Annotated in this window: 13 protein-coding genes and 3 rRNA genes; 10 read left to right on the forward strand and 6 right to left on the reverse strand. The window is 67.6% G+C overall.

Annotation, left to right across the window (positions count from 1 at the left end; all coding sequences use genetic code 11):
- Positions 1–3 precede the first annotated feature (3 nt).
- The 3 genes from mctP (at position 4) to OHA77_RS01695 (ending at position 3701) form a co-directional block, all read left to right on the forward strand.
- Positions 4–1599 carry a monocarboxylate uptake permease MctP gene (mctP, locus tag OHA77_RS01685; RefSeq protein WP_406315591.1) on the forward strand — a complete coding sequence of 532 codons (1596 nt, stop codon included), beginning with the start codon at positions 4–6 and terminating at the stop codon, positions 1597–1599.
- A gap of 286 nt (positions 1600–1885) precedes the next feature.
- On the forward strand, positions 1886–2800 hold the full coding sequence (locus tag OHA77_RS01690) for a TauD/TfdA dioxygenase family protein (protein WP_406315593.1): 915 nt from the start codon (positions 1886–1888) through the stop codon (positions 2798–2800).
- Between the two features lie 127 nt (positions 2801–2927).
- Positions 2928–3701, forward strand: a complete 774-nt coding sequence (locus OHA77_RS01695) for a S1 family peptidase (RefSeq protein ID WP_406315595.1) — start codon at positions 2928–2930, stop codon at positions 3699–3701.
- 68 nt (positions 3702–3769) lie between these two features.
- Here the strand turns inward: OHA77_RS01695 and rrf are convergent.
- From rrf to OHA77_RS01710, 3 genes are all read right to left on the reverse strand, one after another.
- Positions 3770–3886 (reverse strand): 5S ribosomal RNA (gene rrf / locus OHA77_RS01700).
- 76 nt (positions 3887–3962) lie between these two features.
- Positions 3963–7089 (reverse strand): 23S ribosomal RNA (locus OHA77_RS01705).
- A 411-nt stretch (positions 7090–7500) separates the two neighbouring features.
- Positions 7501–9021: ribosomal RNA gene (locus tag OHA77_RS01710) — 16S ribosomal RNA — on the reverse strand.
- The 16S, 23S and 5S rRNA genes sit together here, the layout of an rRNA operon.
- A 693-nt stretch (positions 9022–9714) precedes the next feature.
- Here OHA77_RS01710 and gndA point away from each other — a divergent pair.
- A complete protein-coding gene (gene gndA, locus OHA77_RS01715) occupies positions 9715–11145 on the forward strand; it encodes an NADP-dependent phosphogluconate dehydrogenase (protein ID WP_406315597.1) in 1431 nt (476 codons plus the stop codon).
- Positions 11146–11195: 50 nt separating this feature from the next.
- Here gndA and OHA77_RS01720 read toward each other — a convergent pair whose 3' ends face one another.
- On the reverse strand, positions 11196–12269 hold the full coding sequence (locus OHA77_RS01720; protein ID WP_406315599.1) for a LacI family DNA-binding transcriptional regulator: 1074 nt from the start codon (positions 12267–12269) through the stop codon (positions 11196–11198).
- Between the two features lie 174 nt (positions 12270–12443).
- Here OHA77_RS01720 and OHA77_RS01725 point away from each other — a divergent pair, with 174 nt between their 5' ends.
- From OHA77_RS01725 to OHA77_RS01745, 5 genes are all read left to right on the forward strand, one after another.
- Entirely contained in the window at positions 12444–14585 is a 2142-nt protein-coding gene (locus OHA77_RS01725) for a glycogen debranching N-terminal domain-containing protein (RefSeq protein ID WP_406315601.1), read from the forward strand.
- Between the two features lie 332 nt (positions 14586–14917).
- A complete protein-coding gene (locus tag OHA77_RS01730) occupies positions 14918–15691 on the forward strand; it encodes a hypothetical protein (protein ID WP_406315603.1) in 774 nt (257 codons plus the stop codon).
- A 112-nt stretch (positions 15692–15803) separates the two neighbouring features.
- Positions 15804–16904 carry a hypothetical protein gene (locus OHA77_RS01735; RefSeq protein WP_406315605.1) on the forward strand — a complete coding sequence of 367 codons (1101 nt, stop codon included), beginning with the start codon at positions 15804–15806 and terminating at the stop codon, positions 16902–16904.
- Positions 16892–18370, forward strand: a complete 1479-nt coding sequence (locus OHA77_RS01740; RefSeq protein WP_406315607.1) for a hypothetical protein — start codon at positions 16892–16894, stop codon at positions 18368–18370. The genes OHA77_RS01735 and OHA77_RS01740 overlap by 13 nt, the downstream gene beginning before the upstream one ends.
- Complete coding sequence (locus OHA77_RS01745) at positions 18367–19662, forward strand: AAA family ATPase (RefSeq protein WP_406315609.1); 1296 nt, start codon at positions 18367–18369, stop codon at positions 19660–19662. Before OHA77_RS01740 ends, OHA77_RS01745 begins: the two co-directional genes overlap by 4 nt.
- Positions 19663–19684: 22 nt before the next feature.
- Here the strand turns inward: OHA77_RS01745 and OHA77_RS01750 are convergent, their stop codons facing one another.
- The gene (locus tag OHA77_RS01750; protein WP_406319748.1) at positions 19685–20545 is read right to left on the reverse strand and encodes a helix-turn-helix transcriptional regulator; all 861 of its coding nucleotides are present in this window, start codon (positions 20543–20545) and stop codon (positions 19685–19687) included.
- 108 nt (positions 20546–20653) lie between these two features.
- Here OHA77_RS01750 and OHA77_RS01755 point away from each other — a divergent pair, with 108 nt between their 5' ends.
- On the forward strand, positions 20654–22021 hold the full coding sequence (locus OHA77_RS01755; RefSeq protein WP_406315611.1) for an MFS transporter: 1368 nt from the start codon (positions 20654–20656) through the stop codon (positions 22019–22021).
- Between the two features lie 42 nt (positions 22022–22063).
- Here OHA77_RS01755 and OHA77_RS01760 read toward each other — a convergent pair whose 3' ends face one another.
- Positions 22064–23017 (reverse strand): GNAT family N-acetyltransferase, encoded by a 954-nt coding sequence (locus OHA77_RS01760; RefSeq protein ID WP_406315613.1) that lies wholly within the window; start codon positions 23015–23017, stop codon positions 22064–22066.
- Positions 23018–23023 lie beyond the last annotated feature (6 nt).

Consider the following 23023-nt stretch of genomic DNA (forward strand, 5'->3'; position numbering starts at 1 on the left):
CCCGTGAGCGAGCACATTACCGAGATCATCGTATTCTCCGTGCTGTTCCTGCTCGTCAGCGGCATGGGGTTCGTGGCCGCGCGCTGGCGCCGCCCGGACAACCTGGCCACCTTGGACGAGTGGGGACTGGGCGGCCGGAGCTTCGGCTCGTGGATCACCTGGTTCCTCGTCGGCGGCGACCTCTACACCGCCTACACCTTCGTGGCCGTGCCCGCCCTGGTCTGGGGTGCGGGTGCCATGGGCTTCTACGCCGTGCCGTACACGATCGTGGTCTATCCGCTCGTGTTCCTGGTGCTCCTGCGGCTCTGGTCGATCTCGCACGTGCACGGTTTCGTGACACCGGCCGACTTCGTCCGGGCCCGCTTCGGCTCCCCTCTGCTGGCACTGCTGATCGCGATCACCGGCATCGTCGCGACGATGCCCTACATCGCACTGCAGCTCGTCGGCATCGAGGCCGTACTGAAGTCGATGGGCGTGACCGGCCACCTGCCGATCATCATCGCGTTCGCCATCCTGGCCGCCTACACCTACCAGTCGGGGCTGCGCGCCCCGGCGCTGATCGCCTTCGTCAAGGACACGCTGATCTACATCGTGATCCTGGTCGCGATCGTCGTGATCCCGGCCAAGCTGGGCGGCTGGGGCTCGGTCTTCGACGCGGCCCAGGCCAAGTTCGCCGCCACGCCGGTGGCGAGCGACGGCATCCTGCTCAACGCGAACAACCAGCTGCAGTACGTCACGCTGGCCCTGGGGTCGGCGCTCGCGCTCTTCCTCTACCCGCACAGCATCACCGGTGTGCTGGCCTCGAAGAACCGTGACGTGATCAAGCGGAACATGGCCGCACTCCCCGCCTACAGCCTGCTGCTCGGTCTGATCGCGCTCCTCGGCTTCATGGCCATCGCAGCCGGGGTCAAGCCCATCGGCACGGACAACAACACGATCGTGCCGCAGCTGTTGAACCAGATGTTCCCCGACTGGTTCACCGGCGTCGCCTACGCGGCGATCGGCATCGGCGCACTGGTCCCCGCCGCGATCATGTCGATCGCCGCGGCGAACCTGTTCACCCGCAACATCTACAAGGAGTATCTGAAGCCGAACGCCAGCGACGCCGACGAGGCCCGCGTCTCGAAGATCACCTCGCTGCTGGTCAAGGTCGGCGCCGTGCTGTGCATCCTGTTCCTGGACACCGGTTTCTCCATCGATCTCCAGCTCATCGGCGGTGTCATCATCCTGCAGACGCTCCCGTCGGTGGGGCTCGGCCTCTACACCCGTTGGTTCCACCCGGGCGGCCTCATCGCCGGATGGATCGCGGGTATGGGGGCGGGAATGCTCATGCTCTACAACGTCGGCAACCCGGCCACCGGCAAGCTGCACTTCGCCGGGTCGGCGTTCTCGCTGGAGAAGCTGGGCCTGGACACCAAGATGACCGTCTATGCGGGCATCCTGGCCCTGGCCGTCAACCTGATCGTCGCCGTCCTTGGCACGGTCATCGCCCGGAGCCTCAGCGGATCCCGGGGCAACGACGCCACCCGGCCCGACCAGTACTTCGCCGACGAGGGCGACTCCCGCGTCAAGGACCTCGACCTGGATCCCGCCCACTGAGGCGTGGTACGGCTCGCTCCCGCCGGCGGGAGCGAGCCGTACCACGCCTCCAGCTTGATCGACCCGCAGGTCGGTGGCCTGAACGGAACGCGGCGAAACTTCGACCTAAATCATGTATTACCTACATTATTAGTTGACAATATCCGCCGCAGAAGCCTACGTTGAATGCGTATCCTCCGGGCCATATCCCACCACCGGCCGCCACGTGGGCTTCTGCCCGCGGCCGGCGCATCGTGTTCCTCGCTGCCCGGTCCCTTGAAGATCTCCGTCTGAAGGGAAGAGCACCATGCCCCACCCCGTCATCAGCCAGGTAGCCGGGCACATCGGCGCCGAGGTAAGCGGCATCAGGCTCGGTGGAGACCTGCCCGCCGAGATCGTCGAGGAGATCCGAGCGGCGCTGCTCCGCCACAAAGTGATCTTCTTCCGCGGCCAGGAGCACCTCGACGAGCACGGCCAGGTGGCCTTCGCCAGGCTGCTCGGCGAGCTGACCACGGCCCATCCGACCGTGCCCGCGCTGAACGCCAACCCTCTCGTCCTGGACCTGGACTACCGCAGCGGTCAGAAGGTCGACCGATGGCACACCGACGTGACCTTCGTCGACCGTCCTCCGCTGGCCTCCGTGCTGCGAGCCGTGACCGTCCCTCCCGCAGGCGGCGACACCCTGTGGGCCAACACGGTGACCGCATACGAGAATCTGCCGGAGGAACTGGCCGACCTGGTTAAAAGCCTGCGCGCCGTACACACCAACCAGTTCGACTACGCCAGGATCACCACCTCCGCCGATCCCGAGTGGACCCGCAAGTACGCCGAGGTCTTCGCCTCCACCGTCTTCGAGACGGAGCATCCCGTCGTACGCGTCCACCCTGAGACGGGTGAGCGGTCGATCCTGCTCGGTGACTTCGCCAAGCGCATCGTCGGACTGTCCGCCGACGTCTCAGCCACCGTGATCCGCCTGATCCAGGACCAGGTCACCCGGGTCGAGAACACCGTCCGCTGGCGCTGGTCCCCCGGCGATGTCGCGATCTGGGACAACCGGGCCACTCAGCACCGGGTCGTGCACGACTTCGACGGCCGGCCACGCCGGCTCCACCGGGTCACCGTCGCCGGGGACATCCCGGTCGGCGTGGACGGCCGCCCGAGCGTCGTACTGTCCGGCGACGCCTCCGCATACCTCTCGCCCTCAGCACTCGCCACCACCTGAGGGCCCGCTCCCTTCCGCGGCCGACCGGCAGCACGGAGAAACCGCCCTCCGGTAGATCTTTTCCTACACGGTTAGATCTTTTCTGCACCGCTGTCATACGGAACCCGCGGGCGGCTAAAGTCCTTACATGCGTTTTGTCCCTTTTGTAGCAATTTGCGCCACACTGACCTTGGGTGTCGCCTCACCGGCGTTGGCCATCACCAACGGCTCCGCCGACCTGAGCGATCATCCGGAGGTGGGGGCGCTCATCGCCGACAAACCGCACCCCGACGGCACCTGGTCGTACTGCACCGGCACACTCATCTCACCGACGGTCTTCCTCACCGCCGCGCACTGCGGGGAACGAGGACAGAAGACCGCCCGGGTCTCGTTCGCCGGTCGCTACCAGCCTGGAGCTCAGGTCTACACCGGTCGCTTCATCCCTGACGCGCGCTACAGAGACGAGTCCGAACTCCATGACATGGCCGTCGTCACCTTCGACGCTGCCATTCCGAACATCAAGCCCGCCACCTTGCCTCCGGCGGGCATGCTCGACGGCCTCGAAGCCGACAACAGCCTGAAGACGACGCGGTTCACCCCGGTCGGATACGGCTCGCTGAACCCGCGCAAGGGAGCGCACGGAAGCCGGTTCCACTACACCGACACACGCAACCAGGCGTCGATCTCCTTCGATACCCTCACCCGCAGATGGCTCGAACTGTCTCCCAACTCCAAAGGCGACGGTGGAACCTGCTTCGGCGACTCAGGCGGCCCGAACTTCCTGGGAGGGCGCACCTCACACCTGCTCGTGGCCACGACGATCACCGGAAACGACGACGCCTGTAAGACGACCAACGTCGACTACCGTCTGGACACTCCGTCGGCCCGGCGGTTCCTCGGTAAGTTCGTCACGCTTCCCTGAACCGAATCCGCTCCGGAAAACAGAAAAGGCCACCCCAACCGGGATGGCCTCAACTGCGACAAAAAATTGTCCGGCGGCGACCTACTCTCCCACACCGTCCCCGGTGCAGTACCATCGGCGCTGAAGAGCTTAACTTCCGGGTTCGGAATGTAACCGGGTGTTTCCCCTTCGCCATAACCGCCGTAACCCTATGAAACTGTCAAACACGAGAACGTGTCTGCTGTCTCAGAATTACATAGTGGACGCGAGCAAGAATGCTTTGTGGTCAAGTCCTCGGCCTATTAGTACCGGTCAGCTCCACACGTTACCGTGCTTCCACCTCCGGCCTATCAACCCAATCGTCTATTGGGAGCCTTACCCACTCTCGTGGTGGGAGACCTCATCTCAAGGCGAGCTTCCCGCTTAGATGCTTTCAGCGGTTATCCCTTCCGAACGTAGCCAACCAGCCGTGCTCCTGGCGGAACAACTGGCACACCAGAGGTTCGTCCGTCCCGGTCCTCTCGTACTAGGGACAGCTCCTTTCAAGTCTCCTGCGCGCGCAGCGGATAGGGACCGAACTGTCTCGCGACGTTCTAAACCCAGCTCGCGTACCGCTTTAATGGGCGAACAGCCCAACCCTTGGGACCTACTCCAGCCCCAGGATGCGACGAGCCGACATCGAGGTGCCAAACCATCCCGTCGATATGGACTCTTGGGGAAGATCAGCCTGTTATCCCCGGGGTACCTTTTAGCCGTTGAGCGACGGCGCTTCCACAAGCCACCGCCGGATCACTAGTCCCAGCTTTCGCTCCTGCTCGACCCGTCGGTCTCACAGTCAAGCTCCCTTGTGCACTTACACTCGACACCTGATTACCAACCAGGCTGAGGGAACCTTTGGGCGCCTCCGTTACTCTTTAGGAGGCAACCGCCCCAGTTAAACTACCCACCAGACACTGTCCCTGATCCGGATCACGGACCGAAGTTAGACGTTCAAAACGACCAGAGTGGTATTTCACCAATGACTCCACCACCACTAGCGTGACAGCTTCACCGTCTCCCACCTATCCTACACAAGACGTTCCAAACGCCAATGTCAAGCTATAGTGAAGGTCCCGGGGTCTTTCCGTCCTGCTGCGCGTAACGAGCATCTTTACTCGTAGTGCAATTTCGCCGGGTCTGCGGTTGAGACAGCGGGGAAGTCGTTACGCCATTCGTGCAGGTCGGAACTTACCCGACAAGGAATTTCGCTACCTTAGGATGGTTATAGTTACCACCGCCGTTTACTGGCGCTTAAGTTCTCAGCTTCGCCACACACGTGCGACTAACCGGTCCCCTTAACGTTCCAGCACCGGGCAGGCGTCAGTCCGTATACATCGTCTTACGACTTCGCACGGACCTGTGTTTTTAGTAAACAGTCGCTTCCCCCTGGCCTCTGCGACCCCCACCAGCTCACAGAGCAAGTCTGATCACCAGCGAAGGCCCCCCTTCTCCCGAAGTTACGGGGGCAATTTGCCGAGTTCCTTAACCACAGTTCACCCGATCGCCTTAGTATTCTCTACCTGACCACCTGAGTCGGTTTGGGGTACGGGCCGCCACGGCACTCACTAGAGGCTTTTCTCGGCAGCATAGGATCACCCACTTCGCCACAATCGGCTCGGCATCACGTCTCAGGCTCAATGTGCCGCGGATTTGCCTACGACACGCCCTACACGCTTACCCCAGGACTACCATCGCCTGGGCTGGACTACCTTCCTGCGTCACCCCATCGCTTACCTACTACCAGATCAGGCCAGGCGTTCACCCTCACCCCAAGCCCGAAGGCTTTAGGGGGTTAAGGACCCTTAGTATCACTGGATTCAGTATTGGCGCACCATAGCGGGTACGGGAATATCAACCCGTTGTCCATCGACTACGCCTGTCGGCCTCGCCTTAGGTCCCGACTTACCCTGGGCGGATTAGCCTGGCCCAGGAACCCTTGGTCATCCGGCGCAGAAGTTTCTCACTTCTGATTCGCTACTCATGCCTGCATTCTCACTCGCACAGCCTCCACAACTAGATCACTCTGCTGCTTCGCCGGCTGCACGACGCTCCCCTACCCATCCACACACCTAGACAGACAAGCTGCCAAGCTAACGTGTGAATGCCACGACTTCGGCGGTGTACTTGAGCCCCGCTACATTGTCGGCGCGGAATCACTTGACCAGTGAGCTATTACGCACTCTTTCAAGGGTGGCTGCTTCTAAGCCAACCTCCTGGTTGTCACTGCGACTCCACATCCTTTCCCACTTAGCACACGCTTAGGGGCCTTAGTCGGTGGTCTGGGCTGTTTCCCTCTCGACTACGGAGCTTATCCCCCGCAGTCTCACTGCTACGCTCTCACTTACCGGCATTCGGAGTTTGGCTGACGTCAGTAACCTTGTCGGGCCCATTAGCCATCCAGTGCTCTACCTCCGGCAAGAAACACGTAACGCTGCACCTAAATGCATTTCGGGGAGAACCAGCTATCACGGAGTTTGATTGGCCTTTCACCCCTAAACACAGGTCATCCCCCAGGTTTTCAACCCTGGTGGGTTCGGTCCTCCACGCGGTCTTACCCGCGCTTCAACCTGCCCATGCCTAGATCACTCCGCTTCGGGTCTACAGCATGCGACTAACAACGCCCTATTCAGACTCGCTTTCGCTACGGCTACCCCACACGGGTTAACCTCGCCACACACCATAACTCGCAGGCTCATTCTTCAAAAGGCACGCAGTCACATCACAGACATCCGAAAACGTCTACGCTCCTACGGCTTGTAGGCACACGGTTTCAGGTACTATTTCACGACCCCTCACCGGGGCGCTTTTCACCTTTCCCTCACGGTACTTGTTCACTATCGGTCATCAGGGAGTATTTAGGCTTACCAGGTGGTCCTGGCAGATTCACACAGGATTTCTCGGGCCCCGTGCTACTTGGGATCCCCTCAAACAGTCGACAAGATTTCGCCTACCCGGCTCTCACGGTCTACGGCGCAACTTCCCAGAAACTTCGACTATCCCATCGATTTCTCACTGTCTGGAAAAACGGCAGTTCCTCCCAGAGGGTCCCACAACCCCGCACACGCAACGCCTGCCGGCTATCACACGCATACGGTTTAGCCTCTTCCGCTTTCGCTCACCACTACTCACGGAATCACTATTTGTTTTCTCTTCCTACGGGTACTGAGATGTTTCACTTCCCCGCGTTACCACCAACCGCCCTATACATTCAGGCGGAGGCAACACCACATGACTGGTGCTAGGTTTCCCCATTCGGACATCCCCGGATCAAAGTCAGGTTGGCGACTCCCCGGGGCTTAACGCAGCCTCCCACGTCCTTCATCGGCTCCTGATGCCAAGGCATCCACCGTGTGCCCTAAAAAACTTGGCCACAAAGATGCTCGCGTCCACTATGCAAATCTCAAACAACAAACAGCAACCACACCCACCCCACCACCAACACCCGGCACCACAGCCGAGGAAAACCCTCAACCCTGGCCAAGCTGGTATGACAGGAGGCTGGTCCCGCACGAGGTCAAACAGACAGCAAGCCCGCCACAGCGGGCCCACCAATGTCCGTTTCCTCAGGACCCAACAGTGTGTCCGAACCCATCCGCGCCCCCCAGCCGGCGTTCCCACTCCCGTCCCCCGCGAAGGGTTCAGGCGGTACCAACCGACCCGGGCAGACCCAGATCATCCGATTAACCAGTGCTCCACTAATGAGCGCGCCGAGCGTGAGACATTCGCCCACGGACACGGCTGGACCACGAACCACCAGGTGGCCGCAGTCGATGCTCCTTAGAAAGGAGGTGATCCAGCCGCACCTTCCGGTACGGCTACCTTGTTACGACTTCGTCCCAATCGCCAGCCCCACCTTCGACCGCTCCCCCCAGCAAGCTGGTTGGGCCACGGGCTTCGGGTGTTGCCGACTTTCGTGACGTGACGGGCGGTGTGTACAAGGCCCGGGAACGTATTCACCGCAGCGTTGCTGATCTGCGATTACTAGCGACTCCGACTTCATGGGGTCGAGTTGCAGACCCCAATCCGAACTGAGACCGGCTTTTTGGGATTCGCTCCACCTTACGGTATCGCAGCCCTCTGTACCGGCCATTGTAGCATGTTTGCAGCCCAAGACATAAGGGGCATGATGACTTGACGTCATCCCCACCTTCCTCCGAGTTGACCCCGGCAGTCTCCAATGAGTCCCCACCACCCCGAAGAGCGTGCTGGCAACATTGAACAAGGGTTGCGCTCGTTGCGGGACTTAACCCAACATCTCACGACACGAGCTGACGACAGCCATGCACCACCTGTCACCCGATCCGAAGAGGCACCCATCTCTGAGTGTTTCCGGGCGATGTCAAGCCTTGGTAAGGTTCTTCGCGTTGCGTCGAATTAAGCAACATGCTCCGCCGCTTGTGCGGGCCCCCGTCAATTCCTTTGAGTTTTAGCCTTGCGGCCGTACTCCCCAGGCGGGGCGCTTAATGCGTTAGCTACGGCGCGGAAACCGTGGAAGGTCCCCACACCTAGCGCCCAACGTTTACAGCGTGGACTACCAGGGTATCTAATCCTGTTCGCTCCCCACGCTTTCGCTCCTCAGCGTCAGGTAAGGCCCAGAGAACCGCCTTCGCCACCGGTGTTCCTCCTGATATCTGCGCATTTCACCGCTACACCAGGAATTCCGTTCTCCCCTACCTACCTCTAGCCAGCCCGTATCGAATGCAGACCTGGAGTTAAGCCCCAAGCTTTCACACCCGACGTGACAAGCCACCTACGAGCTCTTTACGCCCAATAATTCCGGACAACGCTTGCGCCCTACGTATTACCGCGGCTGCTGGCACGTAGTTAGCCGGCGCTTCTTCTGCAGGTACACGTCAACTTCGTCCCTGCTGAAAGAGGTTTACAACCCGAAGGCCGTCATCCCCCACGCGGCGTCGCTGCGTCAGGCTTTCGCCCATTGCGCAATATTCCCCACTGCTGCCTCCCGTAGGAGTCTGGGCCGTGTCTCAGTCCCAGTGTGGCCGGTCGCCCTCTCAGGCCGGCTACCCGTCGTCGCCTTGGTAGGCCGTTACCCCACCAACAAGCTGATAGGCCGCGAGTCCATCCCCAACCGAAAAACTTTCCACCACCATCCCATGCGAGAAGTGGTCGTATCCGGTATTAGACCCAGTTTCCCGGGCTTATCCCAGAGTCAGGGGCAGGTTACTCACGTGTTACTCACCCGTTCGCCGCTCGAGTACCCCGAAGGGCCTTTCCGCTCGACTTGCATGTGTTAAGCACGCCGCCAGCGTTCGTCCTGAGCCAGGATCAAACTCTCCAAACAATGTTTGAGAAGTTCTCCCGGCTGAAAGCACCCGGCACCGAATGCCGGATGTTCAACCAAAGGAATCCGTCCTCCCACCATGGTGGGTGGGACGGGAGTTGTGCTTCATGCACTGGCTTTTAACACACTGTTGAGTTCTCAAGAAACGGACGCGTTCTCCGTCTTCCCGGCCAGTAGGCCCGGTGTCGGGGGCGTTTCGTTCGTTCCGTTGTGCCTTTATTCTTTCAGGCCCGCGTTTTCGTGTCAAACCGGCCCGTTTCGAACCACTTGACTTGATCTCGCCTGCCTTACCGGAATTCCGGCCGCCCCGTTTCCGGAGCAACCCTTCTAATTTAGTCCGGCATCCGCTTCGTGTCGAATCGGACCTCATCGAGACATGGAAATCTCAATGAGTGGATTTGATCAGAGAGAGTTCCTGAGATCTCGGCGATGCCGCCGACTCCCTCAGGCCTGGTGAACTTTATGGACCCCGGCCCACCTCGTCAAATCAACTCCGTTTCTACGAAGCGGCCTCCGTCATCGACGGCACCGCGTGACGGGCACCCGCCGCGGCCGACCCTGCGGCAGACGCGTCGAACCAGTCGCTGAATCCGTCCCGCCGCCGAGTCCGCGGACGGGCAGCGCACCGCCACCCCGTCTCCGATCGTTCCTGCGACGGACTGGCATCCTGGAACGCATAGGAGGTGCCAACAGATGACTCAAGCACAGATCGGCGTGACCGGACTTGCGGTCATGGGAGCGAACCTCGCCCGCAACCTGGCAAGGCACGGGCACGCGGTAGCCGTACACAACAGGTCCGGCTACCGGACCAAGGCACTGGTAGAGGAGCACGGGAGCGAGGGCACCTTCATCGCCTGCGACACTCCGGAGGAGTTCGTCGCGGCGCTGGAACGCCCTCGGCGCGTCATCATCATGGTCAAAGCCGGCGCGCCGACCGATGCGGTGATCGAGGAGTTCGCTCCTCTGCTGGAGCCGGGCGACATGCTCGTGGACGGTGGGAACGCGCATTTCCTCGACACCCGCAGGCGGGAGGCGGCACTGCGTGAGCAGGGCATCCACTTCGTCGGGGCCGGGGTCTCCGGTGGCGAGGAGGGCGCGCTGCTCGGGCCGAGCATCATGCCGGGGGGCTCGCGGGAGTCCTACGAAGCGCTGGGGCCCCTGCTGGAGGACATCGCCGCCAAGGTGGACGGTGTGCCCTGCTGCGCGCACATCGGCCCCGACGGCGCCGGGCACTTCGTCAAGATGGTGCACAACGGCATCGAGTACGCCGACATGCAGCTCATCGCCGAGGCCTACGACCTGCTCAGACAGGGTCTCGGCCTGGGTCCGGCGGAGCTCGCGGACATCTTCGAGGAGTGGAACGGGGGCGAGCTGTCCTCCTACCTCATCGAGATCACCGCCGAGGTGCTCCGGCAGGTCGACGCCGCCACCGGCAGACCGCTCGTGGACGTCATCGCCGACCGGGCCGAGCAGAAGGGCACCGGCCGGTGGACGGTGCAGATCGCGCTGGATCTGGGTGTCCCGGTGAGCGGCATCGCCGAGGCGGTGTTCGCCCGCTCGGTCTCCGGCCACGCGGATCTGCGGGAGGCGGCCCGCGGCCTGCCCGGTCCCTCGGGAGTGCCGGCCGGATCGATCGGCGAGGGCTTCGCGGAGGACGTACGGCAGGCGCTGTACGCCTCGAAGATCATCGCTTATGCGCAGGGGTTCGACCAGATCAGGGCCGGGAGCACCGAGTACGGCTGGGATGTCGATCCGGGCACGCTGGCCACGATCTGGCGCGGCGGCTGCATCATCCGTGCCGTCTTCCTGGACCGGATCCGCGAGGCCTACGAGGAGGAGACCCCGCCGGTGACCCTGCTGACCGCCCCGCTCTTCGCCGAGGCCCTGGGCCTGGCACAGGAGTCGTGGCGGCGGGTGGTGGCGAAGGCCGCCGAACTGGGCATTCCCACCCCCGGTTTCTCGACCGCGCTGGCCTACTACGACTCGCTTCGGGCCGAGCGCCTGCCTGCGGCCCTGATCCAGGGCCAGCGGGACTTCTTCGGCGCGCACACCTACCAGCGGGTGGACCGGGAAGGGTCCTTCCACACGCTGTGGTCCGGTGACCGTACGGAGATCGGGGCCTGAGACCGCTCCGCCGGGACCGGTGGCGGGTGTCCACCGGCCCCGGCGGACCGCTACGCCACCGCGGCAGGGCCGCCTCGCCGGTCAGGCCGCCCCCGGATGACCAGGGAGGGCCGCAGCAGGTGCGCGACCGGCTCCGGCGGACCGGACCGCGGGTCGAGCAGCCGGGTGAGCAGGCTGACGCAGCCGGCCGCGGCCTCGGCCAGCGGCTGACTGACGCTGCTGAGCCCCACCGCCTTGGCCACCGGCGTGTCGTCGAAGCCGATCACGGCCGGCGGCGGGGCGTCCGGACCGTCCGCCCGTGCTCCGGCCTTCAGGAGTCGGACGGTGTTCAGCGCTCCGAGGGCGAGCGAGTCGCTCGCGCAGACCAGCGCGGTCACCGGGTGCCCGGTCTCCAGCAGACCGCGGGCCGCCGCCTCGCCGTCGGCCACGCCGTCGTCGGTGGCGCGGTCAAGGCCGGCCGGGTCCACCCCGGCGGCGGCGAGGGTCCGGGCCCAGCCGGACCTGCGGTCGTCTCCCACCCCGGATCCGGGTGGCCAGCCGAGGAAACCGATCCGCCGGTGGCCGGTGTCGAGCAGGTAGCGGGTGGCCTCTGCGGTTCCCGCCGCGCCGTCGACGTCGACCCAGGAGTGACCGGTGTCGCGCACGCCTCCGGTGCCGTCCCACGGCCGGCCGAAGGTGACGAAGGGGACGCCGCGCTCACCCAGCCGGGAGGGCCGGCCGTCGCCGCGGCAGGTGCCGGTGAGCACGAAGGCTTCCGGCTCGTGGGCGCCGATGAGGTCGTCGAAGGTGTCGGCCTCCGAACGCTCGTCATCGGCCGTGTAGAGCAGGATCCGGTATCCGGCCTGGGCGGCCGACGCGGTGAGCCCGTGCAGGAAGCGGTCGAGGACCGAGCCGTTGACGCCGTTCCGGTCGGCCTCGATGCGCGTGGCGATGAGCCGGGACCGGCCGGTGCGCATCTGCCGCGCCGCCTGGTTGACGCGGTATCCGAGTGTCCGAACGGCTTCCCTGACCCGGTTGCGGGTCTCCTCCCGGACCAGTTCGGGACTGTTCAATACGTTCGACACCGTCTGGCGTGACACGTTGGCGTACCGCGCAACGTCGATGATCGTCACCTTTTCGGCCATCTGCGTCCTTCTAGCGCCCAGGCATGCAAAGTCAGGTCCAGCACGATTGGATCGTTCAAGTAAACTGAGCGTGATGATTGGATCGTTCAAATAAAGAGAGCGTGTCGCAATCTGTACCTGCCGGACCCGGTCTGTCAAGACTTCACCGGCTCGACATGACCCAGGGAGCCATCCGTGCTCGACGGAGCAAACCCCCCGTCCCCGGCCGCCACGGTGACCGAACCTCTCCCCGCCCATCGCCTTCAGCCGCTGCTGCACGATCTTGTCAGCGCCGTCATGGCGCCGACGACCGCGCTGAGCGGCGATGACGGGCAGATCAGGCCGATCGGCGTTCAGGGCCTGTTCCACGCCGACTCCCGCGCGCTGTCACAGGCCAGGCTGGAGGTCGACGGCCGGGAGCCCGAGACCGTCGGCCATGCCCCGCAGGGGCCTGGCGGCGCCCGGTTCGTCGCACTGGCGCGCTGGCTGGGAGACCCCTCCGCCGACCCCACGGTACGGATCAACCGGGTCCGGCAGGTCGTGCCGGGCGGCATGAGCGAGCACATCGAGGTCGTCTCCACCGCCTCCCTGCCGGTCATCACCACCGTCACCGTCGACCTGGGCTGCGACTTCGCCCCGATCGAGGTGGTCAAATCAGGTGGTGAGACCAGACCGGCCGTCGCCGCGTACGGCGCGCCCGGCGAGCTGTCGTGGAGTTCGGGCGGTATCAGGGTCACGGTGACCGGCACCGATGCTCGGGCCGAGACCCTGGAGTCGGCGCATGCGGCACGGCTGTGCTGGTCGGTCACGCTGGAGCCCAGGAGCCGGGTCACGCTCCGCTGGGACGTCGCGGTGCACGATCAGGAGGCAGTGGTGATCGCCCCCGCATGCCCGGCCGAATGGGTGACCGAGCGGGGCGGGCCCCGGCTCACCGCCACCGACCACCGGCTGACCCGGCTCTTCGAGCGGTCGCTGGACGACCTGCGGTCGCTGCGGCTGGCCGGGGCAGACGCCCCCGGCGACGTCTTCCTCGGTGCCGGCGTGCCCTGGTTCCTCACCCTCTTCGGGCGCGACAGCATCTGGGCCGCCCGGATGCTGCTGCCGCTCGGCACCGAGCTGGCCCTGGGCACCCTCCGGGTGCTGGCCCGGCGGCAGGGCTGTCGGCTCGACCCCGGTTCCGGCGAGGCGCCTGGAAAGATCATGCATGAGTTGCGACGGCACGAGTTCGCCGTGAAAGGCGACGACCTGCGTCTGCCGGCCGCCTACTACGGCACGGTCGACGCCACCCCGCTCTGGATCAGCCTGCTGCACGACGCCTGGCGCTGGGGCGCGCCCGAGCAGGAACTGGCCGCACTCCTGCCGCACCTGGATGCCGCCCTCGGCTGGCTCGGCGAGCACGGCGACCCCGACGGCGACGGCTTCCTCGAATACGTCGACACCAGTGGCCGGGGGCTGGCCAACCAGGGCTGGAAGGACTCCGGCGACGCGGTGCGCTTCCACGACGGCCGCCAGGCCGAGCCGCCGATCGCCCTGGTCGAGGTGCAGGGCTACGCCTACCAGGCGGCCCGGCAGGCGGCGGACCTGCTGGAGGCGTTCGGCCGCCCCGGAGCGGCGCGCTGGCGCGACCACGCCGGGGTGCTCGCGGAACGGTTCCGGGCCCGCTTCTGGGTGGACGGCCCGCAGGGCAGGTTTCCCGCGCTGGCCCTGGACCGCGACAAGCGACCGGTGGACGCGCTGACCAGCAACATCGGGCATCTGCTGGGCACCGGCCTGCTCAGCACCGGGGAGGAGGCCGAGGTCGCCGCCCTGCTGGCCTCACCCGCGATGGCCGGCGGCTTCGGGCTGCGGACCATGTCGGCGCAGGACGGCGGATTCAGCCCGCTGTCCTACCACTGCGGATCGATCTGGACGCACGACACGGCGATCGTGGTCGCCGGCCTGGCCCGGGCCGGGTTCGGCACGCAGGCGGCGAGACTCGCCGAAGGGCTGCTCGCCGCCGGTGAGGCCTTCGGCTACCGGCTGCCCGAGCTGTTCGGCGGCGACGATCGGGCCGTGCTCGGGCGACCCGTGCCCTACCCCGCGGCCTGCCTGCCGCAGGCGTGGTCGGCGGCGGCCGCGGTGACGATCACGCACGCGGCGGTGGGCCTCTACCCGGACGTGCCCGCCGGCCGGGTGCTGCTCCGCCCCCTCGCGGGCGCCCCGCTGGGCGCGGTCGCCGCGCATGGGTTCCGGCTCGCCGGCACCGAGGTGAGCGCGACGGTGAACCTGGACGGCACGGCCGGTGTGACCGGCCTGCCCGCCGGCCTCCTGGTGGAGACCGTCGCAGGCGGGTCGTGACCGTGAGTGTCCCGGCCGGTGTGCCCGGCGTACGGCTCCGCTGCGAACACCTCCGTGTCAAGGCTCTCGTCGAACATCAACTGCGTGGTCAGCACCCGCGCCTTGCCGATGTGCACCATCACGTGGATGTGGACGGTCCGCCCCCGGTACCACCCTGGCCAGACCGTGATGAACCACTGAAGGCCGTACGGTAGACGCTCAAGACGAGCCAGACATGTTTCGCGCTATTTGCCCCTTTTGTCTAGATATCGCCGCAGGATGGGCCGCGCCTCAATGCTGGAATTCGCTGGAATTCCAGGGAGGCTGGTGGAACTCCTGTTACGCTCCGTGCCGTGAGTGGATCATTGGACGCGCTGGAGCGGCGGATAACCGAGCTCCGCGCCGAGGTGCGGCGGGCGGTCAAGGCGAAGGAGAACTCACTCGCCCGGACACTGCGCGGAGACCTCCGCCGGGCCGAGCAGGCCTGGGACGAGGCGGTCATCGCCGAAGAACCGCCGGCCCCCGAGCCCGAGATCTCGCTGCTGCCCATCAGAGAGCAGGTGCACCAGGCACTGGCCCTGCTGGGTGTCCCCACCTCCGCCAAGCTGATCGTGGCGGTGAACGACGCGTTCTTCTCCCGCGCACTGCGCGGCTCCCAGCTCACCAGCCTGCGCAGGGACGAGGAACGCTCCTTCCGCAGTGATCCCTACGCCCGGCCGTACTACCTGTGCGCCGCGCTGACCGACCGCCTCTCCCCCGCCCGCGGGCTGCTTGCCGACAGCACCTGGGCACTCGAGCTGCGGATGCTGGGACCGCTGAGTCCGCGGGTCCACTTCCTCACCGCCACCCTGCGGATCGCCGAGCACCTCGGCCGGCTGGCCGAGCCACCGCCGGGCGCGCTGCGCCTGCTGTCCCGGATGGCGCAGAACATCCCCGGCGCCGTCGAGGGCTTCGCCCCCGCCGACCCGGCGACCGCGACCCGTGCGGCCCGGGCCGAACTGGAGGTGCACCGGGCCACCGACGCCGCGCAGCGGGCCGAGGTGGCGGCCCGGGCGAGCAGTCAACTACCGGATGTGGAGCGCCTGTTCGGCGCCGCGGTGATGAGCACCTTGAGGGGGGTCTGTTGATGGACGGGCAGGACATGGCGGGGATGTGCGGCCCTCCGGGGACGCCGTGCGCGCGGCGGCGGCCGGTGGCCGGGCGGAACCCCCGGCGGCACGGCGACCACGGGGGTGGCCGGTGAACAGGCTGGACGAGCTGCGCGGGCCGGTGCCCCCTCGTGCCCACGACGCCCGGGCCATCGCGGCGCTGGCCGCCAACCCCGGCTGCGCCCGCCGTGCGCTGATGGACGCGGCCGGGGTGGACAAGGACCGCACGGCCCGCCACCTCGGATTCCCGGCCCCGTTCGGCCAGTCGCAGTTCGCGATCACCCGCGGAAACGTGTTCGAGGCGCTGGTGAAGGAGAACGGCTGCGCCGAACTGCTGCGGCTGCTGCGTGAGCTGCTCGGCCTGCCCATCGCCCAGGTGGGCTACCAGGACGTGGAGAACGTCGGCGCCCACCTGCGCCACTCCCACACCCGCACGCTGATCGACCGGGCGGCGCACGAAGGCGACGACACGGCGGTCTTCTACGACCACCCGCTGTTCAGCCTCCGGATCGCCGGGCACACCTCCTATCTGGAGCCCGACGTGGTGGCCTTCCAGCTCGGCGGGCGCTTCCACATCGTGGAGATCAAGTCCTTCAGCGTGATCGACGGCCAGGCCGAGCCCGAGAAGGTCGCGGCGGCGGCCCGGCAGGCCGCCGTCTACGTGCTGGCCCTGCGCACGCTCCTGGCCGACCTCGGGCACGATCCCGGGCGCGTCTCCCACGACGTGGTGCTCGTCTGCCCGGAGAACTTCGCCAACCGGCCGACCGCGACGCTGGTGGACGTGCGCAAGCAGCTCGCCGTGCTCAAGCGGCAGCTGGCCCGGATGACCTCGGTGGACCGCCTGCTCGAAGGGCTTCCGCAGGAGCTGAGCTTCGACCTGGCCCCCGATCCCGACGGCGTGCCCACCCGGTCGGCGCAGGAGCTGACCGAGGCGCTGTACCAGGTGCCCGCCCGCTACGCACCCGACTGCCTGTCCACCTGCGACATGTGCATGTTCTGCCGCCACGAGGCCCTTGACCGCGGCTCCACCGACCTGCTCGGCCGCCAGGTCCGCGACCAGCTCGGCGGTGTCTCCGGGATGTCCGAGGCGCTCGGCCTGGCCGAGGGCACCATCGAGCCCGCCGAAGGGCAGGAGGAGATCGCCGGCCTGCTCCGTCTGGCGGAACGCCTGCGCGAGGAGTGCCTGCGTTGAGCGCCCTCACGGCACTGGCGCAGCTGCGCGCCGTCCGGGACGGGATCGCGCAACGGATCACCACGGTCCGGCACTGCCACATCGCCCCACGCCCGATGGTGTTCATCCCGCTCAAGCTCGCCGGCGAGGCCGCCGCGCCCCTGGCCGCCATGGTGGGCACCGATCCGGACCACCCCCGGCTGCTGGTGGTCCCCCAGCCGCGCAACCGGGACCTGCGGTTCTCCTTCGCCGCCGACCTGGCCGAGGTGCTCCTGCCGTACGTCGAGGGGTTCGAGAAGACCACGGAGACGGTCGAGAAGAAGGGCGGCGAGCCGTACGAGCGGTGCCTGGACGCGCCGCAGATTCTCGTGCCGAACCGGTCGGCGGCGGCGTTCGTCGGGCTGCTGGGCCGCTCCACGCGGTTCCGCCGGGCCGACGGGCCCTACCCGGTGCATCCGTCGGTGCCGCTGCTCGGCCGGTGGCTGACCTATTTCGCCGACCGGGCGCACCAGCCGGGCTCCTGCCTGATGCTCGTGGCGACCGAGGCGCTGAGCGCGCACTGGGCCACCGGGCAGAGCGGCCTGGAGGACGCCAACCTGGCGGCGCTGCTCGGCTGGATCGACCCACCCGAGGGGATGACCGGCCGGCGGGCCGCCGAGGAGGCCGAGGACCCGCTGCTCTGGCCGCCGGCCGGTCCCACCACCGACCCGGGCTTCGACAACGAGGTGCTCGGCCCCGCCGTACGCGCCTACGAGGAGGCGCCGACCGACCGTGCCGTGGAACGCGTCGTCCAAGCGCTGCGGCCCCAGCTCGAACCGACCTGGCGGCTGATGTGGCGGGCGGCCGACCTGCTGTGCGCACTGCCCGAGGGCGGGCGGGTCAAGGATCGCTGGGACGCCGACCGCGGATCGTTCACCAGGTTCGTCGAGCGGATCGCCGAGGGCGGTCCGCCGCAGGCGCGCAGGGACGGGGCGGTCTCCGCCGCCGCGCGGCTGGCGGGGCTGGAGCGGGCACGGGCGAGCTACGACGTGCAGCGGGCCTACGACGACCCGCTGATCATGGCCGAGTACCGGCTGACCGGCGAGGCGTTCTCCGGGACGGTGACGGCCGCGGACCCGGAGCACACCGAGGGCGAGGGCCGCTCACGCAAGCTGCGACCGCTGATCACGGTCCTGACCGGCGACCCGGTACGGCTCACCCCCGGCACCGCGGTCGGCAGCCCCGAACGGCGAGGCCATGCCGCCGAGATCGTCGAGAGCACGGACGGGGAGATCACCCTGAAGATCACCAAGGGGATGGGCCGGGGCAAGGTGCCCGTCCCGGGGGCGGTGCCCGAGCCGGGCGAGCGGGTCTCCTACACCTCTCTGACCGACGACTTCCAGAGCTCCGCGGCGCTCCCCGACCCCGAGCGGACGCCGTGGACCCACGGCGGCCCGCCGGAGGAGTACGTGCCCGGCGACGACGATGCGCAGGAGGAGTGGTCATGACGCCCCAGCAGGAGGCGGCGGCCGTCGTCGACGCGGTCCTGGCGGACCTGCCCCGTCACCGGGGCGTGGTGGTCGACTCTCCCCCCGGGGCCGGGAAGTCCACCCTGGTGGTGAAGGCGGCCGGGCACATCGCGGAGACCGGCGAACCGCTGATGATCGTCGCGCAGACCAACGAGCAGGTCGACGACCTGGTGGAACGGCTCGCGACCGAGCATCCGGACCTCACCGTCGGCCGGCTGTCGGCGAGTGGTTACATCACCCCCGGCCGGGTCCTCGCCCTCCCCAACGTCTCGGTCGCCGGCAAGCTGCCCGATCTGGGCGACCCCGCCGTGGTGATCGCCACCGCGGACAAGTGGGCCTGGATCGGCGACCGGACCTGGCCCTGGGCGATCGTGGACGAGGCCTACCAGATGCGTTCGGACAAGCTGCTGCGCATCGCCTCACGGTTCGAGAGGTCGCTGTTCGTGGGCGACCCGGGCCAGCTCGACCCGTTCTCGATCGTGGACGGCGACCGCTGGGCCGGGTTGTCGTGGGATCCGGTGCAGAGCGCGGTCTCGGTGCTGCTGCGGCACAACCCCGACCTGCCGGTGCACCGGCTGCCCGTCTCCTGGCGGCTGCCCGCCTCGGCGGCCCCGGTGGTCTCCGAGGCCTTCTACCCGTTCACCGGTTTCCGAGCGGGGACAAGCCACGGGGACCGGTCACTGGAGCTGACCGTGAACGGCATGCGCACCTCCTACGACCGCGCGCTGGAGGAGGCGGCCACCTCGGGCTGGGCGCTGTACGAACTGCCGAGCCGTCACACCGTGCGCACCGACGCCGAGGCGGTGCAGGCGGTGGCGGTGCTGGCCGTACGGCTGCTGCAGCGGGCGCCGGTCGCGCACTCCGAGCGCGGCAGCCACCGGGTCACCGCCGACCGGATCGCCATCGGCGCCGCGCACCGCGACCAGGTCGCCGCGATCCGTGCCGCCGGGGTGCCCGAGGAGATCACGGTGGACACCGCCAACCGCCTCCAGGGCCGGGAGTACGACGTGACCATCGTGCTCCATCCGCTGTCCGGCCGCCGCGACGCCACGGCGTTCCACCTGGAGTCGGGGCGCCTGTGCGTGCTCGCCTCGCGGCACCGGCACGCCTGCGTCGTGGTCGCCAGAGCGGGCATCCCCGAACTGCTGGACGCCCATCCGTCGGCCGAGCCGGTCCAGCTCGGCGTGCCGGTGAAGTTTCCCGACGGCTGGGAGGCCAACCAGGCCGTGCTGTCCCACCTCGCCAAGCACCGGGTGGCGCCGGACCACTGAGCCCGCTCCCCGGGCGGCCCGCTCAGTGGGTGTGGACGCGCACCGCCGGCGCCTCCGGGTGGGCCCTGATCCAGACGATGCGCTCGCGGCTCTCCTCGTCCATCGGCGTGTAGACCACCATCCGGGTCTCCGCCGGAGAGGACAGCGCCATGCTGGTGGAGACCATGCGGACCTGCCCGGCGGCGGAGTGCTGGAAGATCTTCATGCGGCTCCCGGGCCTGGCCACGTCGTGGGTGGCCCACAGGCGCGCGAACTCCGGGCTGACGGCCGACAGCCGCCGGACGAAGTCGGTCCAGACGGGCTCGCGCAGATGCCGTCCGAAGCCGGCCCGGAGGGTGGCCACCATCTGCGGCAGTTCCTCGGCGCGGTTGAGCATCGGGGTGCAGCAGTCTTTCGCGAGGAAGAGCTGCCAGAGGGCGTTGCGGGTGGCCCGGGGCTGCGCCACCAGGACCGGAAACAGTGCGGCATAGGTGTCGTTCCAGGCCAGCAGGTCGTAGCGGCCGTTGTAGACGGCGGCGGGCAGCGGGCCGAGCTGGTCCAGGATGAGCCGGGTCTCGGGCTCCAGCACGCCGCAGGTCTCGGAGTCGGTCACCGCCGGCACGTCGGCGAGCCGGTAGAGGTGCTCGCGCTCGGCCTCGTCCAGCCCGAGCGTCCGGGAGATCGCGTCGAGCACCTGCACGCTGGCGTTGATCGGCCGTCCCTGCTCCAGCCAGGTGTACCAGGTGACGCCGACCCCGGCGAGCAGGGCGACCTCCTCGCGTCGCAGGCCGGGGGTGCGGCGGCGCAGCCCCGGTGGCAGGCCCACGTCGGCCGGGGTGATGCGGTCCCGGCGGCTGCGGAGGAAGGACGCGAGCTCGGCACGGCGGGCACGCGGGTGGGTCATGGTCACCTTTCCATGCTGGTCTACCGGCGGACCTTCTGCCAGGTGCTGTCGGTACCAGGATCGGCAGGCTCTCGTTACCGGTATCGGCCCGGCCCCACAGTCGGCTCCATGACCGTGACATCCCCTCCGGCTCCGGCCGCCCTCCGCACCCCATGGCTGCTGACGGTGATCCTGACCGGACAGTTCATGGCGATCCTCGACGTCTCCATCGTCAACGTCGCCTCCCCCGTGATCCGTTCCGACCTCGGCGCGTCCGGCTCGGGGCTCCAGATGATCGTCTCTGGTTACACCATCGTCTACGCCATGCTGCTGGTCACCGGTGCCCGGCTGGGTGGCCGGTACGGCGGCCGCCGCCTGTTCCTGTACGGCCTGGCGGGCTTCACCGCCGCGTCCCTCGCCTGTGGCCTGGCCGCCTCCTCCGGGCAGCTCATCGCCTTCCGGCTGCTCCAGGGCGCGGGAGCGGCTCTGATGGTGCCGCAGGTGCTGAGCATGATCCAGACGAACTTCGAGGGGGCCGCGCGGGCCCGCGCGCTCAGTCTCTACGCGACGGTGATCTCGGGAGGGGCGGTGGCCGGCCAGGTGCTGGGCGGCGTGCTGGTCTCCGCCGACCTGTACGGCACGGCATGGCGGCCGGTGTTCCTGGTGAACGTGCCGATCGGGCTCGGCCTGCTCGTTGTGGGCGCGAAGCTGCTGCCGGCCGGCGGTCCCCCACGCCACCGCCCGCTGGACCTGCCGGGCCTGGTCACACTCTCACTGGCCGTCAGTCTGCTGGTGGTGCCGCTGGTGCTGGGCCATGAGCAGGACTGGCCGCTGTGGGGCTGGGCCGCGATGGCCGCGAGCGCGGCGTTGGCGGGGGTCTTCGTGCTGGTCCAGCGGAGGGCCGTCGCACCGCTGGTGCCCGCGCGGGTGCTGCGGGCTCCGGGGGTGGTCCCGTCCGCGCTGGCCGTCTTCGGAGTGATGACGACCTATGGCGGATTCCTGTTCGCTCTCGCCCTGCACCTGCAGGGCGCACTGGGCGACAGTCCCCTGCGGGCGGGTCTGACGTTCGTCCCGAGTGCGGCGGCGTTCGCCGTGGCCAGTCTCAACTGGCGTCGGATCCCCGCGCGCCTGCACCGCCGTATGATCGTCGCCTCTTACGGAGTGGCCGCCCTGGGTTATCTGGGCCTGTCACTGGCGCTGGGCGGCGGCGGGCACGGCCAGCCGTTTCTCACGGTCTCCCTGGTGGTGATCGGGTTCGGCCTGGGTGGGGCGTTCAGCCCGGTGCTCGCGGTGGCGCTCACCCATGTCGTGCCTGAGGACGCCGCCGACACCAGCGGACTGTTCGTCATGGTGACCCAGCTCGGTCAGGTCGTGGGGGTCGCCACGTTCGGCACGCTGTACCTGGAGCTGGGTTCGGCCACCGGCACCGGCCTGGCGCTGGCGGTCACGGCGCTGGCCACCGGGGCGTGCGCGTTGCCGCTGCTGCGCCGGAGATGAGTTTTCCCGGTACGGCCGGCGTGCGGCCGTACCGGGAAGGGGTCAGATGGTCCGGCGCCAGACGTCGATGGCCAGCACCTGGCGCATGCCCACCGACAGGTACAGGTCCAGCGCGGGCGTGCTGTTGTTGGCGTCCACGTGGAGGTAGGTGCCCACCCGGCCGCGCCGGGCGTCGTCGGCGAAGGCCCTGCGCAGCATGAACCGGCCGAGCCCCTGCCCCCGGAAGGCCGGCAGCACGGCCAACTGGCGGACGTAGCCGCAGTTCTCGTCCTTGGCGAAGGCGTTGGTGCCCAGCAGCATCGCCGCCGGCTCGCCGTCGATCCGGGCGACCGCCAGCTGCGACCAGTCGCCGCTGGCGGAGGCGTCCAGCTCCCCGTACCACTCGTCGTAGTCCTTGGGGGTGAAGCCGAAGTGCTCGGCGAACCCGGCCTGCTGGACGGCGTGCCCCTGGCGGCGCACCTCCTCGGTGAGCCCCTGGTGGAGCGAGACGCCGGGTGGCGGGACGGGCTCGGAGAGCGGAGCCTCGTGGTCGGCGAGGAGGCGGACGAAGCTCGTCGCCGCGGTGAACCCGCGGGCGGCGGCGACGGCGCGCTTGCCGCTGTCCTGCCGGTACAGGCCGATGTCCACCACGGCCCTGTCGTGGCCGAGCCCGGCGGCGAGCAGGCCGGCCCGCTCGGTCACGGTGTCCCAGAGCGGGCCGATCAGTTCGGGGGCGTCGGGGTGCACGACCACGTCGATGTCCACGTTGTCGCTGCTGCCCTTGCGGCAGGCCCAGGCCCAGGCGACCAGGCGCCCGGCCCCGTCGTGGACCACCCAGCCGTCGGTCTCCCTGTCGAAGGAGGGATCGCCCAACTCGTCGGCGACGTCGTCCAGGGTCATGTCCGCCTTGCCGATCACCTGCGTGTCACAGAGGGAGATCAGCCCGTGGATGTCATGCGCGTCGTCGGCCAGAGGCCGCCGGGTGGTGTACCCGGCGGCGGTGGCGGTTGGCTCCATGGACCA

It is taken from the genome of Streptosporangium sp. NBC_01639 (assembly GCF_045209755.1).
In the GTDB taxonomy this organism is placed as follows: Bacteria; Actinomycetota; Actinomycetes; order Streptosporangiales; family Streptosporangiaceae; genus Streptosporangium.

What these genes read in the sequence shown, in the direction of transcription:
- OHA77_RS01750 (WP_406319748.1), bottom strand. Translation starts at nt 20,545, where the DNA reads ATGACCCACCCGCGTGCCCGCCGTGCCGAGCTCGCGTCCTTCCTCCGC.
- OHA77_RS01720 (WP_406315599.1), bottom strand. Translation starts at nt 12,269, where the DNA reads ATGGCCGAAAAGGTGACGATCATCGACGTTGCGCGGTACGCCAACGTG.
- gndA (WP_406315597.1), top strand. Translation starts at nt 9,715, where the DNA reads ATGACTCAAGCACAGATCGGCGTGACCGGACTTGCGGTCATGGGAGCG.
- OHA77_RS01755 (WP_406315611.1), top strand. Translation starts at nt 20,654, where the DNA reads ATGACCGTGACATCCCCTCCGGCTCCGGCCGCCCTCCGCACCCCATGG.
- OHA77_RS01690 (WP_406315593.1), top strand. Translation starts at nt 1,886, where the DNA reads ATGCCCCACCCCGTCATCAGCCAGGTAGCCGGGCACATCGGCGCCGAG.
- OHA77_RS01760 (WP_406315613.1), bottom strand. Translation starts at nt 23,017, where the DNA reads ATGGAGCCAACCGCCACCGCCGCCGGGTACACCACCCGGCGGCCTCTG.
- OHA77_RS01695 (WP_406315595.1), top strand. Translation starts at nt 2,928, where the DNA reads ATGCGTTTTGTCCCTTTTGTAGCAATTTGCGCCACACTGACCTTGGGT.
- OHA77_RS01745 (WP_406315609.1), top strand. Translation starts at nt 18,367, where the DNA reads ATGACGCCCCAGCAGGAGGCGGCGGCCGTCGTCGACGCGGTCCTGGCG.